This is a genomic window from Nocardiopsis sp. TNDT3 (assembly GCF_003427465.1).
In the GTDB taxonomy this organism is placed as follows: domain Bacteria; phylum Actinomycetota; class Actinomycetes; order Streptosporangiales; family Streptosporangiaceae; genus Nocardiopsis; species Nocardiopsis dassonvillei.
In genome coordinates, this window is the sequence record NZ_QPFC01000495.1 from 1 (window position 1) to 12,616 (window position 12,616).

Genomic DNA, 12,616 nt, shown 5'->3' on the forward strand with positions numbered 1-12,616 from the left:
CGTACGGGGCGCGGCGCCCACGGGTGCCGGCACGCGCTGTCCGCCGACGTCAGGAGGGCTGTGGCTGCCGCAGTCCCCGCAGGAGCAGTTCGACCAGTCGGCGCGGGTCGTAGCGGGGGTCGCTCCCGACGCAGAGGTTGCCGATCCCGCGCATCAGCTCGTAGGCCCGCGTGCCGGGCCCGATCTCCCCGGCCTCGACCGCGGCGTCGAGCAACCGCGTGCAGACGGGCACCAGGCGGTCGAGGAAGTAGGCGTGCAGGGCCTCGAAACCGCCGCTGTCCGATCGCATCGCACCTGCCAGCCCGTGCTTGGTGACCAGGAAGTCGACGAACAGGTCCACCCACGCGCGGAGCGCGGCGAACGGGGAGGCGGCCTCGTCCAGCAGCCTCGGGCCGGCCTCGGCGCAGGCCTCGACCTGGTGGCGGTAGACGGCGACGACCAGGTCCGCCCGCGTGGGGAAGTGGCGGTAGATCGTCCCCATCCCGACCCCCGCCCGGGCCGCTATCTCCCGGATCGGCGCGTCGACTCCGGAGGTGACGAACACCGCGGCGGCGGCGGTGAGCAGCTTCTGCTGGTTGCGCACCGCGTCGGCCCGCCTGCCGCGGGCCGGCACCTCTCCCGACCCCCCTGTGCTGGGCATACACGCTCTCCTTCCGGTGGCCGTTGCAAAACGGAACAATGCTCCGTATATTAAGAGGAACAGTGCTCCGCTTGCAGTCTAGCTGCGACGGGACACTTCCGCCCGCCCTGCCCGCCGCCGATCCGAGAGGACCGGCCGCGCGGGCCGCCGAAGGGAAAACGCACCATGAGCGCACCGACGCGCACGGCCGACGCCGTCAGCCCCGCCGCACCCGTCCTCTCGGTCAGTCCGGTCGTGCTGCCGACGCCCGACCGCGCCGTGGACCTGGAGGTGCGGGTCTCCGTGCCCGTGACCGGCGGCGAGCTGCCGATCGTCCTCCTCTCACACGGCCACGGCCCCTCCCGCCACCTGTCCTCGCTGAACGGCTACGCGCCCCTCGCCAACTTCTGGGCGGCCCACGGATTCGCGGTGATCCAGCCCACCCACCTGAGTTCGAGGACGCTGGACCTGGACCCCGACACCCCCGAAGCGCCGCTGTACTGGCGGTCGCGGGCCGAGGACATGACGCGCGTCCTGGACCGGCTCGACGAGATCGAGGCCGCCGTCCCCGGGCTCTCCGGACGCCTGGACCGGAGCAGGGTCGCCGTGGCCGGGCACTCGATGGGCGGGCACACCGCGAGCCTGCTGCTGGGCGCCCGGCTCACCGACCCGCACGACGGAAAGGTGGTGGACCTGTCCGAACCCCGGATCACGGCGGGCGTGCTCCTCGCCGCGCCCGGCGGGGGCGGCGACTCCCTCACCGAATCCACGGCCCGGGACTGGCCCTTCTTCCTGACCACGGACTTCTCCACGATGACCACACCCGCGCTCGTGGTCGCCGGGGACAGGGACGACTCCGCCCACCTGACCGTCCGCGGCCCGGAGTGGCACGTCGACCCCTACCTCCTCGCCCCCGGCCCCAAGACCCTGTTCACCCTGTTCGGCGCGGAGCACGGGCTCGGCGGGGTCTCCGGGTACGACGTCGCCGAGACCACGGACGAGAACCCCGAGCGGGTGTCCGCGGTCCAGCGGCTCACCTGGGCCTACCTGCGCGACCGGTTCCACCCCGGGGACCCCGCCTGGCCTGCGGCGTGCGACGCGCTGACGGGCGGCCCCGACCCGCTCGGAAGGGTCGAGTCCCGGTAGGCCCGGCCGGGTCGCGTCCCGGGGGTCTCGCCCCGGCACCCGTGCGTGCCGCGGTGGGGTCGAACGCGCGCGTGGTCGGCCGTCCGGGCGCGGATCACGCGCGCCGGGGCCCCGGCGGCCCCGGCCGCCGTATCCGCCCGGGCCCGGAGGGCGCAGTCCGCGGCCCCGTTCCTGCGGGGCGGATCCCCCTCAGTGCACCAGCGACTCGTCCGCCACGTCCCAGGTGTTGCACGCCCCCGGCCTCTGCTCCTCCAGACCGGTCCGGGTCCACGCCACGCTGTTGTCCACCGACCCGTGCGTGCGCTCCTCCTCCTCGCCGTCCTCGCGGTCGGCGGTGGCGGCGGCGTCGTCCAGCAGCGTCTCCACGTCCCCCCCGTCCAGGGGGTAGCTCACCCGGACCGACCCCATGAACACGCCCGCCAGGCAGTTCGCCTGGAGCTCGCCGCGGCGCGTCCACGCGTTGCGCTCCAGCACGCCGTCCTCCAGCTGGCGCTGCCCGTGGTAGTACTCCAGCAGCCCCGACTCCCCCTGCACGTGGTGGCCGTACTCATGGGCCAGCAGGGACGCGTACACCACGCTCTCCGTGGCGCCGTTCCACTTGTCCACCACGTCCGCGGTGCCGATGTAGATGCTCGTGCTCGCCCGGCAGTAGAACGCGCCCGCGCGCGACGGGTAGGCGCGGCACGGGCTGATCCCGGGTTCGTCCCAGAACACCCGCTCCGGAGGGGTGAAGGGAATGCCCGCGCGCAGGAACTGGGTCCGCCAGGCGTCGTCCAGGCAGTCCGCGACCGTGTGCAGGAAGCCCTCCATCGACTCGGGGTCCTCCACGTCCAGCTCCGGCACCGGACACGGGCGCGGGCTCAGCCGCCCGGTCTCGTACAGCGGGTTGGCGACCAGGGCCTGGTACCCCGACGGACGCTCCTGGGCGCCGAACCGCTCCGAAAGCCCCTGCCCGCCCGCCATGCCGGAGGGGACCTGACCGGGCTTGTCGTCGGAGTCGGCGTCCGTCTGCGGGACGGTCGCGTCCGGCGCGGCCCCGGGCGGGGGACCGTCCTCGCCGGCGGTGGTCCACGACAACAGCGCCAGCGCCAGCAGCACCACCATGAGGGCGGTCACCAGACCGAACACCCGGCGGTCGGCGCGGCGAGCCGCGGACGCCGGCGACCTACCGAACCCTGCGTACACCCCTGTCCGCCCGCCCTGTCGTCACCGTGGCCGGGCCGGACCCGCCCGGCACCTGACCGTGCCCCCCGGAGCGCCTCACCGCACCAGCTCCTCGGGAGCGTTCCACGTGTTGCACGCGGCCGGATCCCTGCGGTCCATGCCGTGCGCCGTCCACAGGCGGCCGTTGGCGGCCGAACCGTGGGTGTGCTCGTCACCCCAGTCGGAGCGCAGCCCGACGTCGTCGAGGATATTCTCCCGCTCGGACCCGCCGAGGCCCAGGTCCTCGCGCGAGGCGCCCAGGAAGACCCCGCCCAGGCAGTTGGCCTGGAGCTCGTTGCGCCTGGTCAGCTCGTCGGCCTCCGCCTCGTCGGCGCCCGCACGCTCGCTGTGGAACCGCGCCAGGATGCGCGACTGCCCCTGCACGTGGTGCCCGTACTCGTGGCTGAGCAGGAACGTGTACGCCTCGGGCTTGTCGCTGCCGCCTGAGGCCGCCACGATGTCCTCCACGCCCAGGTACAGGCCCTGGTTGGCCTGGCAGTAGAAGGCCGCGGTGCCCTCGCTGGGGAACGCGCCGCACGGGCTGTTCCCGGCGGTGTGCCAGTACACGCGGTTGGGGGAGGTGAACTCCAGGCCCGCCTCGGCGAAGTAGGAGCCCCACGCCGTGTCCAGGCAGTCGGCGATCTCGTGGACGAACGCCTCCACCGACTCCGCGTCCTTCTCGTCCAGCTCGGGCACCTCGCAGGTGATCTCGCCCAGCTCGCCGATCCGGTACAGCGGGTTGTCGGTGAGCGGGTCACCCCGGCCCGAGGCGGTCAGCGGCTCCTCGGCCGCCGAGGCTCCGCCCGACCCGCCCGTCGCCAGGTCCGCGGAGGCCACCGGGTGCGACCACGCGGGCTCGGAGGGGTGCAGGGCGGCGGAGATGGCCAGGAAACCGGTGAACCCCACCGCGGCCGCCCCGGTGCCCAGCGTGAGCGTGACCCCGAGGCCCATCCGCTGGAGGAACCCGGGGTCCTCGGGCCAGAAATCCGGTCCCCGGACGGGTCTGCGGCTCACCACGGCAGCTCCCCGCGGCACCGGGGCACGACGTCGGCCGCCGTGCCCGGGGGGAACGGTGCACCGGGGGACCGGATAGGCTCTCGCGACATGTGGTGGGTTGGCTCCTGGCGCCCGGCCGTCGCGGTCGCGACGGCCGTCTTCGTGTTGTCCTCACTGGTCACGGCGCTTGTCGTCGCGTGGCCGGGTGGGGAGGCCCACGCCGCGACGCCAGCGGCACCGGCTCCCACAGTACCGGGGGGCTCCGTGGCGGCGGCCAGCGACCGGTCGGCCCCGGTCATCACCAACGACGTCCGCCTCGAACTCGACCACGCGGGCGTCCTCCACGGCGAGGAGACCATCTCCTTCTCCGGCGGCGCCCCGGCCACCTTCACCCGCTCCCTGACCGAGACGATGCTCTACGACACCGAGTACGACCGGAAGTTCGAGGTCACCGGTGTGCGGGCCACCGACCTGGACGGCGACGCCCTGGACGCCCGGGTGAGCAGGGACGACGGCTCCCTGTCCGTGGAGATCCCCACCGAGGCCACCTCCGGGGTCGTGCTCTCCTACCGGGTGAGCGGAACCGTGAGCGAGGTCTCCCAGGGCGTCCAGATGGAGTGGCGGGCCGTGGGCGCCTACAGCCACACCGTGGAGACCACCGACGTGACCGTCACCGCGCCCCTGCCGCCCGGGGCGCTGTCCTGCCTGGCCGGGGAGCCCCGCAGCGCCATGTACTGCACGGCCTCCGACATGGGCGCCGACGCGGGCGTGGCCCACTTCCTCCAGGCCGACATGGAGCCCAGCGACCGGCTCGACATCGTCGTCAACTACCCGCCCGGCACCGCCGAGGGCGAACCCATCCTCACCCGCCGCTGGTCCCTGGCCTCCGCGTTCGCGGTCACCCCGGCCACCGCCAGCGTGTTCGGACTGCTGCTGGCGGTGCTCCTGGGCGGCCTGGTGGTGCTGATCCGCGTCCGGGGCCGCGACGAGCGCGCCCTGCGCGACGAGGCCTCGGCCGGAGACCACGCCCCGGTGGCCGAGGGCGAGCACGGACGCCTGCGGTTCACCCCGCCCGACGACGTGCACCCCGGACAGATCGGCACGCTCGTCAACGAGACCGTGGACATCACCGACCTCACCGGTGCCGTGGTCGACCTCGCGGTGCGCGGCTACGTGCGCCTGGAGGAACTGCCGCACGAGCACTTCACGTCCGTGGACTGGCGGCTGGTGCGCCTGGACGGCCCCCCGGAGGACACCCTCCGCTCCTACGAGTGGCTTCTGCTGGACGCGCTCTTCGGCGGGCGCCCGACCGTGCGCCTGTCCCAGGTCGGCTCGCCCCGCACCTCCCCGGACTTCCCGGCGCGCATCGACCGCGTGCGCGAGGAGCTGTACCGGGACATGGTGCGGCTGAAGTGGTTCGCCCGCTCGCCCAGCCAGGTGCGCGGCCGCTGGAGCGCCGTCGGCATGGCGGTGACGGCCGCGGGCGTGCTCCTGACCGGCGTCCTGGCGGTCTTCACCAGCGCGGCGTTCACCGGGCTGGCCGTCATCATCGCGGGCGCCGCCGTCACGGCGGGCGCGCAGTACATGCCCGCCAAGACCGCCCTGGGCAGCTCGGTGTACGCGCACACGGTGGGCTTCCGCGACTACCTGCTGAGCCCGCGCTCGGCGACCGCGCCCCCGGGGCAGCGGGTGGAGCTGTACTCGCGCTACCTGCCCTACGCGGTGATCTTCGACGACGTCGACCACTGGGCCAACATCCTGGCCTCGGCCGCGCTCACCGACCTGACCCCCGAGGAGCTGACCGGTGACGGCCTGGCCTGGTACACGGGGCCGAGGGAGTGGCGGATCGAGGACTTCGCGGACTCCATCACCACGTTCGTGGTGACGCTGACCGGCATCATCACCAACGCCCGGCGGCTGCGGGCGCTCAACCAGTTCCAGCGGCGGTAGGCCGCCGCAGACCACGAGGGGGAGGCACCATGCGCGCGGTCGTGCAGCGCGTGTCGCACGCGTCGGTGACGGTGGACGGCGAGGTGGTCGGGCAGGTCACCGAACCGGGCCTGATGGCGCTGGTGGGGGTCACCCACACCGACACCGCCGCCGAGGCGGTCAGGATCGCCAGGAAGCTGTGGACGCTGCGGATCCTGGAGGACGAGCGGTCGTGCTCCGACACCGGCGCCCCGCTGCTCGTCGTCAGCCAGTTCACGCTCTACGGCGACGCGCGCAAGGGCCGCCGCCCCACGTGGCAGGCCGCGGCGCCCGGCCCCGTCGCCGAACCCCTCGTGGACGCGGTCGTCGAGGAGCTGCGCTCACTCGGCGCCGTGGTGGCCACGGGGGTGTTCGGCGCGAAGATGTCGGTCTCCCTCACCAACGAGGGGCCGTTCACGGTCGTCCTGGAGGCATGAAGGGGCCCGGGCTGTGGACGCCGCCACGGCCCGGGACACGGGAAGGACGCAGGAGGGGGAATCCCCGGAGAGATCCCGTGCCCCTCAGACGTCGACGGTCACCGGCTCGAACTTGTAGCCCAGACCGCGGACGGTCACGATGTAGCGCGGGCTGCCGGGGTCCTCCTCGATCTTGGCGCGCAGCCTCTTGACGTGCACGTCGAGGGTCTTGGTGTCACCGACGTAGTCGGCGCCCCACACGCGGTCGATGAGCTGCATCCTGGTGAGCACCCGCCCGGCGTTGCGCAGGAGCACCTCCAGCAGCTCGAACTCCTTGAGGGGGAGCTGCACGTTGTCGCCGCGCACCGTCACCACGTGCCGCTCCACGTCCATCCGGACGGGACCGGCCTCCAGGGCGGCGGGCAGCACGACCTCGTCCTCGCCCCGGCGGCGCAGCACCGCGCGGATGCGGGCCACCAGCTCGCGGGAGGAGAAGGGCTTGGTCACGTAGTCGTCGGCGCCCAGCTCCAGACCGACGACCTTGTCGATCTCGGAGTCCTTGGCGGTGAGCATGATCACGGGGACGTTGGACTTCTGCCGCAGCGTCCGGCACACCTCGGTGCCCGACAGCCCCGGCAGCATCAGGTCCAGCAGCACCAGGTCGGCCCCGGTACGGTCGAAGGTCTCCAACGCCACGGTCCCGGTGGGCGCCACGGCGACCTCGAAGCCCTCCTTGCGCAGCATGTACGACAGGGCGTCGCTGTAGGATTCCTCGTCCTCGACAACGAGTACGCGCGTCACTGTGCCGCCTCCTGACGGTCGGTGTTCCGGGCGGCCTCGGGCCCCCGGCTCTCGGAACGGGGCAGACGCAGAGTGAACGTCGACCCCGACCCCTCCTTGCTCCACACGGTCACTTCTCCACGGTGGTGGGTCATGATGTGCTTGACGATCGCCAGGCCCAGACCGGTACCTCCGGTGGCCCGGCTCCGAGCGGCGTCCACACGGTAGAACCGCTCGAAGATCCTTTCAAGGTCCTGCTGCGGGATCCCTATGCCCTGGTCGGAGACGCTGACGTCCACGCTGGACCTGGACAACACCACGGACACGGCGACCCGGGTGTTCTTGGGGCTGTAGGCCACGGCGTTGGCGACCAGGTTGCGCAGGGCCGTGCCCAGCAGCCCCTCGTCGCCCATGACCACGACGCCCTCGGCTCCGCTGCCGACCAGCTCGATCCCCTTGGCGTCCGCGGGCATGCGCACCGAGTCCAGCGCCTCCTCGACGACGGGGCCGAGGTCGACCCGGGCGGGTTCGGCCATCGGCTCGGCGCCCTGGATGCGCGAGAGCGTGATGAGGTCCTGGATCACCGCGGTCAGCCGGGAGGCCTCGATCTGCATGCGCTCGGTGAAGCGACGCACCGCTTCCGGGTCGTCACTGGCGTCCTGTACGGTTTCCGCCAACAGGGACAAAGCGCCCACCGGGGTCTTCAGCTCGTGCGAGATGTTCGCGACGAAGTCGCGGCGGACCGCCTCCAGGCGCCGGTGCTCGGTCTGGTCCTCGGCCAGCACCAGCACCAGCCCGGTCCCTCCCAGGGGGGCCACCCGCACGGCGAAGGACGTGGCGTCGGGGCCGAACTTGCGCACGGCGACCTCGATGTCCGTCTCCCGGATGACGCCGTCCCGCCGTACCTGCCGGGCCAGGGTGAGGAGTTCGCCTATGACCAGTTCCTCGCCCCGCACGATGCCGAAGGCGCGTGCGGCGGAGGAGGCGCGCAGGACCCTGTCGGCGGAGTCCAGCACGACGGCGGAGGAGGGGATCGCGGAGAGCACCTCGGCTATGCCGGAGGGCAGTACGCCGCCGTCGCGGTTCGCGGGCTCCGGAGCCTGCCGCTGCCGTGCGGCGGTACCCGTACGGAAGAAAGGACCGGCCAGGACGCCGATGACGACGCCCGTGACGAGTCCGATGATGCCGGTCACCGCGGCGAGAAGTTCCCCTTGCACGATTCGATCGTAAACGTGCTGGCTGGGGCTTTACCCGGCCAGGGCATGCGACACAACCGAGGTTCTTGCATCGTTCACCAACTCTTGGCCGACTCTTCAATCAACCACTGGGAGCATTGACGCCATGCGCGATACCTACCACGAGGACCTTGACAGCCTGAGTGAACGCCTCGTCGAGATGACGCGGCTCGCCCGGCACGCCGTCGCTCGTGCGACCACGGCGCTGCTGGACAGTGACATCAACGCGGCGCAGGAGGTCATCTCCGGTGACGAGCAGATCAACCGGCTCGACCAGGAGATCGAGGACACCGCGTTCAGCCTGATGGCCCGGCAGCAGCCGGTCGCCTCCGACCTGCGCACCATCATCACCTCCCTGTACATGCGCGGCGACCTGGAGCGGATGGGCGACCACGCCGTCCACCTGGCCAAGATCGCGCGGCGCCGCCACCCCGACTCGGCGATCCCCAAGCCGGTGCGGTCGATCGTGCTGGAGATGGGCCACCAGGCGGAACTGCTGGTCACCAAGGCGGGCGAGGTCATCATGGACCGCGACCCCGACACCGCCCTGGAGCTGGACAAGGACGACGACACGATGGACCGGCTGCGGCGCAAGCTGCTGCAGCGCATCCTCGCCCCCGGGTGGGAGTACGGGGTGGAGGCCACCATGGACGTCACCCTGGTCGGCCGGTTCTACGAGCGCTTCGGCGACCACGCGGTGCACGTCGCCGACAACCTCGTCTACATGGTGACGGGGGAGAAGCGCGAGGACTACGACCCCGAGGGCTGAGCCCGGAGAGGAGCCCTCCGGGAAGCCGGCCGCGGTCCCCTCGACGGTCACTCCGCACGCCCGGGGCGGTCGCGCGGGCCCGGACCTGCCGGGCCGTACGCCGCTCGCGGGCCGGGCCCGTCTCTTCGCCACGCGGACGCGTCCCCCTCGGGCGTCCGAACCGCGGGTGCCCCCGGCGCCGCGCCGGAGCGCGCGGTGCCGGGCCGGGGCGGGGACACGGGCGGCCGACCGGCCCGAACGGGCTGCGCGGCGGCCGGAGGCGGACCCCGCGGCGGCCGTTCCGGCGGGTCGTCGGGGGCTCTCGCGGACGACGTGCGCCAGTCGACCCGGCACCGTGAGATCCGTCGCTCCGGCCCCTCCCGGAAGGCTTCTCGGGCGTGTCCGTAACGCCCTTCCCAAGCTCCGGTGAAGGGGCGGACACGGCGTCCGCAAGCCCTTCCGTACAGGGTCTGACCAGGTGCGCAGCAGGCCTCGGGTACACTTTGTCAAGCCCTGAAAAGTGGGGCCTGACCTGCGTGTTCGCAAACCTAATAGGTACGTTAAGTCACAGATTCGTGGTATCCTTGTGGTAGCGGAAGGGGTACCTGTCACATGGCTTTCAAGGTCGGCGACACTGTTGTCTACCCCCATCATGGGGCTGCTCGTATTGAAGCGATCGAGACGCGCAACATTAAGGGCGAGGACAGAATCTACCTCGTTCTGAGGGTCGACAAGGGCGATCTGACGGTGCGCGTGCCCGCCGCGAATGCCGAGGACGTCGGCGTTCGCGACGTGGTGGGGCAGGAGGGCCTGGACAAGGTCTTCGAGGTGCTTCGCGCGCCGCACACCGAGGAGCCCACCAACTGGTCCAGGCGCTACAAGGCCAACCTGGAGAAGCTGGCCTCGGGTGACGTGAACAAGGTCGCCGAGGTGGTTCGGGACCTCTGGCGCCGGGACAAGGAGCGCGGCCTGTCCGCCGGCGAGAAGCGGATGCTGGCCAAGGCGCGGCAGATCCTCGTCAGCGAACTCGCCCTCGCGGAAAAGACCAACGAGGACAAGGCCGAGGCCCTCCTCGACGAGGTTCTCACTACCTGAACCGGTTCTGAAATCACGTAATTGATGACGAATATGCCTCGGGTGGGCGTCGGAACGGACGTCCACCCGTTTTCTCCTGGGCGCACCCTTTTTCTGGCCGGTTTGGAATGGCCGGGAGAGGATGGCGTCAGCGGCCATTCCGACGGCGATGTCGCCGCCCACGCGGCGTGTGACGCGCTGTTGTCCGCCTGCGGACTCGGCGATCTGGGATCCAACTTCGGCACTTCGGAACCGCGCTGGAAAGGCGCCTCCGGAGCGGCCCTGCTCACCGAGACCGCGGCGCGCGTGCGCGCGGCCGGTTTCGAGATCGGCAACGTGGCCGTCCAGATCATCAGCAACCGCCCCAAGTTCGCGCCGCGCCGCGCGGAGGCCGAAAAGACGCTCTCGGAGGTCGTGGGAGCGCCCGTGAGCATCTCGGCGACCACGACCGACGGTCTGGGCCTCACCGGCCGCGGAGAGGGCATCGCGGCCGTGGCCACGGCCCTGTGCGTGGCCGCGGGCTGAGACCCGGGCGGCCCCGTCACGACGCGCGTCCGCGCTCCTGGTAGACGAGCAGCTGGTAGCCGGGGGCGCTGGCGACGTTGAAGGCGTGGAAGTCCACCGTCAGCGGTCCCCGCTCCGGGTGGCGCAGCAGTTTGGTCTCGTGGGTCTTGGGCTGTACGTCGTGCCTGGCCCAGAGGTCGGGAAACGCGGGGCTGCCGCTGCGGAGCGTCTCCAGGAGTTCGGTGAGCCTCGCCGGTGTGCGGCTGAAGTCGGCGCTGGCGCGCAGGTTCGCCACGGTGGCCTCCGCCGCCGCCTCCCACTCCACGAAGAACCGCGGCCCCTCGGGGTCGAGCATGACCATCTCCAGCAGGTTCGCGGTGTCGGCGAATCCGCGGAACAGGTCCCGCGCCCGGTGGTTCATGGCGATGACGTCGAGCACGGGGTCGAGCACGATGGCCCCGGCCTCCTGCCAGGAGTCGAGGAGGGTGAGCAGCTCGGTCGGGACGGGGCGCACCGTCGCCTCCTCGTCCAGCCGCCGCGCCACACCGGCGAGCGCGTACAGGTGCCCCTCCTCGGCCCGGCTCAGCCGCAGGGTCGCCGACAGCGCCGCCAGCACCGGCTCCGAGGGACGGGGTTCCCTGCCCTGTTCGAGGCGCCGGTAGTAGTCGACGCTGAGCCCGGCGTCCTGGGCGACCTCCTCACGCCGCAGTCCCGGAACCCGGCGGTGGCCGCCCGAGGGGAGACCGAGGGCGTCCGGCGTGACCTTCGCGCGGCGAGTGCGCAGGAACTCGCCCAATTCCGTCTTCGCCATGGGTGGAGTCTAGGAGCCGGGCGCCGGAGAAGGGGGGCCGCGTCGCAGCCTCCCTCATCCGGCGCCGAGGTCCGAGCATGGTGGACATGAACACCACAGCGAACACTCAGCCCACCGCACAGGTCGTCTCCGGCACACCGCTCACCGGCCGGATCGCCGTCGTCACGGGTGCCTCCAGCGGCATCGGCGAGGCGACCGCGCTCCGGTTCGCCGAGTTGGGAGCGAAGGTCGCGCTGATCGCCCGCCGGGGCGACCGGCTCGAAGCGCTCCAGGAGCGGATCCGCGCGAACGGCGGCACGGCCCTGGCGCTGCCGACCGACGTCACGGACCGCGAGGCCGTCCTGGCCGCCGCCCGGCGGATCGAGGACGGGCTCGGCCCCGTCGACCTGGTCTTCGCCAACGCGGGGGTCCAGCTCATCTCGGGGATCACCGACCTGGCGGTGGACGACTGGGACACCCAGCTCGACACCAACGTGGTCGGCGTCATGAACACCGTCCAGGCCTTCGTCGGCTCGTTGGAGGCCGCGGCCGCGGCGGGACGGCCCGCCGACCTGATCACGACCTCCTCGATCGCCGCGGTGCGGGTCCTGGAGAAGTTCCAGGTCTACTCGGCGACCAAGGCCTACGTCACCCAGCTGTCGCGGCTGCTGCGCACGGAGCTGGGGCGCAAGCGGGTCCGCGTGTGCACCATCGAGCCCGGCATGGTGGACACCGAGCTGCCCGACCACGTCACCGACCCGGACGCCTCGAAGCTCATGGCGGACCTCATCGAGCAGATCGACGTGCTGCGGTCCGAGGACGTCGCCGAGACGGTCTCCTTCGTGGCGTCCGTGCCCAGGCACGTGAACCTGACCGAGATCACGATCCTGCCGACCGAGCAGATCATCTGAGGGCGGGCGCCCGCGGTGGCGGGGGAGGTGCGCCGTGGTCGGGTGTGCCGCCGTCGGGCGTTCCCCGGTGGGCTTCGAGGGCTTGGGTCCGGGGCCCGGAGGGGCCGGAGTGATCCGGGGCAGCACGGTGTCGGCGGTCTCCGAGGGCCCCCTTGTCTTCAGGCCAGGCCGTGGCGGCCAGGGGGCACCAGAACGGCTTCGGGGCTGTGCACAACCTGTGCACAGC

General features: G+C 72.0%; 13 protein-coding genes. 7 read left to right on the plus strand and 6 right to left on the minus strand.

The features are described from left to right. Positions 1 to 49 precede the first annotated feature (49 nt). A complete protein-coding gene (locus tag DQW06_RS12885) occupies positions 50 to 640 on the minus strand; it encodes a TetR/AcrR family transcriptional regulator (RefSeq protein ID WP_013155324.1) in 591 nt (196 codons plus the stop codon). A gap of 165 nt (positions 641 to 805) precedes the next feature. On the opposite strand from DQW06_RS12885, the gene DQW06_RS12890 reads away from it, so the two are divergent. Beyond that, positions 806 to 1,765, plus strand: a complete 960-nt coding sequence (locus tag DQW06_RS12890; protein WP_117198530.1) for a chlorophyllase — start codon at positions 806 to 808, stop codon at positions 1,763 to 1,765. A 189-nt stretch (positions 1,766 to 1,954) separates the two neighbouring features. Here the strand turns inward: DQW06_RS12890 and DQW06_RS12895 are convergent, their stop codons facing one another. Together DQW06_RS12895 and DQW06_RS12900 are read right to left on the minus strand one after the other, a co-directional pair. Next, positions 1,955 to 2,893: a neutral zinc metallopeptidase gene (locus DQW06_RS12895; RefSeq protein ID WP_117198531.1), complete on the minus strand. Its 939-nt coding sequence runs from the start codon at positions 2,891 to 2,893 to the stop codon at positions 1,955 to 1,957. 132 nt (positions 2,894 to 3,025) lie between these two features. Then, entirely contained in the window at positions 3,026 to 3,919 is an 894-nt protein-coding gene (locus tag DQW06_RS12900; RefSeq protein WP_071623280.1) for a neutral zinc metallopeptidase, read from the minus strand. Positions 3,920 to 4,072: 153 nt separating this feature from the next. Here DQW06_RS12900 and DQW06_RS12905 point away from each other — a divergent pair, with 153 nt between their 5' ends. Both DQW06_RS12905 and dtd read left to right on the plus strand, forming a co-directional pair. Then, complete coding sequence (locus DQW06_RS12905; protein WP_071622902.1) at positions 4,073 to 5,914, plus strand: DUF2207 domain-containing protein; 1,842 nt, start codon at positions 4,073 to 4,075, stop codon at positions 5,912 to 5,914. 29 nt (positions 5,915 to 5,943) lie between these two features. Continuing rightward, positions 5,944 to 6,369 carry a D-aminoacyl-tRNA deacylase gene (gene dtd / locus DQW06_RS12910; protein WP_013155319.1) on the plus strand — a complete coding sequence of 142 codons (426 nt, stop codon included), beginning with the start codon at positions 5,944 to 5,946 and terminating at the stop codon, positions 6,367 to 6,369. A gap of 84 nt (positions 6,370 to 6,453) precedes the next feature. On the opposite strand, the gene DQW06_RS12915 is transcribed toward dtd, so the two are convergent. Both DQW06_RS12915 and DQW06_RS12920 read right to left on the minus strand, forming a co-directional pair. Continuing rightward, positions 6,454 to 7,149, minus strand: a complete 696-nt coding sequence (locus DQW06_RS12915; protein WP_013155318.1) for a response regulator transcription factor — start codon at positions 7,147 to 7,149, stop codon at positions 6,454 to 6,456. After that, the gene (locus DQW06_RS12920) at positions 7,146 to 8,345 is read right to left on the minus strand and encodes a cell wall metabolism sensor histidine kinase WalK (protein ID WP_071622900.1); all 1,200 of its coding nucleotides are present in this window, start codon (positions 8,343 to 8,345) and stop codon (positions 7,146 to 7,148) included. The genes DQW06_RS12915 and DQW06_RS12920 overlap by 4 nt, the downstream gene beginning before the upstream one ends. A 124-nt stretch (positions 8,346 to 8,469) precedes the next feature. On the opposite strand from DQW06_RS12920, the gene phoU reads away from it, so the two are divergent. From phoU to ispF, 3 genes are all read left to right on the plus strand, one after another. Next, complete coding sequence (gene phoU / locus DQW06_RS12925) at positions 8,470 to 9,132, plus strand: phosphate signaling complex protein PhoU (RefSeq protein WP_013155316.1); 663 nt, start codon at positions 8,470 to 8,472, stop codon at positions 9,130 to 9,132. Between the two features lie 591 nt (positions 9,133 to 9,723). Beyond that, the gene (locus DQW06_RS12930) at positions 9,724 to 10,206 is read left to right on the plus strand and encodes a CarD family transcriptional regulator (protein ID WP_013155315.1); all 483 of its coding nucleotides are present in this window, start codon (positions 9,724 to 9,726) and stop codon (positions 10,204 to 10,206) included. A 33-nt stretch (positions 10,207 to 10,239) separates the two neighbouring features. Further along, complete coding sequence (ispF, locus tag DQW06_RS12935) at positions 10,240 to 10,710, plus strand: 2-C-methyl-D-erythritol 2,4-cyclodiphosphate synthase (RefSeq protein ID WP_013155314.1); 471 nt, start codon at positions 10,240 to 10,242, stop codon at positions 10,708 to 10,710. Positions 10,711 to 10,726: 16 nt separating this feature from the next. Here the strand turns inward: ispF and DQW06_RS12940 are convergent, their stop codons facing one another. Continuing rightward, positions 10,727 to 11,500, minus strand: a complete 774-nt coding sequence (locus DQW06_RS12940) for a helix-turn-helix transcriptional regulator (protein ID WP_117198532.1) — start codon at positions 11,498 to 11,500, stop codon at positions 10,727 to 10,729. 86 nt (positions 11,501 to 11,586) lie between these two features. On the opposite strand from DQW06_RS12940, the gene DQW06_RS12945 reads away from it, so the two are divergent. Continuing rightward, positions 11,587 to 12,390, plus strand: a complete 804-nt coding sequence (locus tag DQW06_RS12945) for an SDR family oxidoreductase (protein WP_232833019.1) — start codon at positions 11,587 to 11,589, stop codon at positions 12,388 to 12,390. Positions 12,391 to 12,616: the final 226 nt, after the last annotated feature.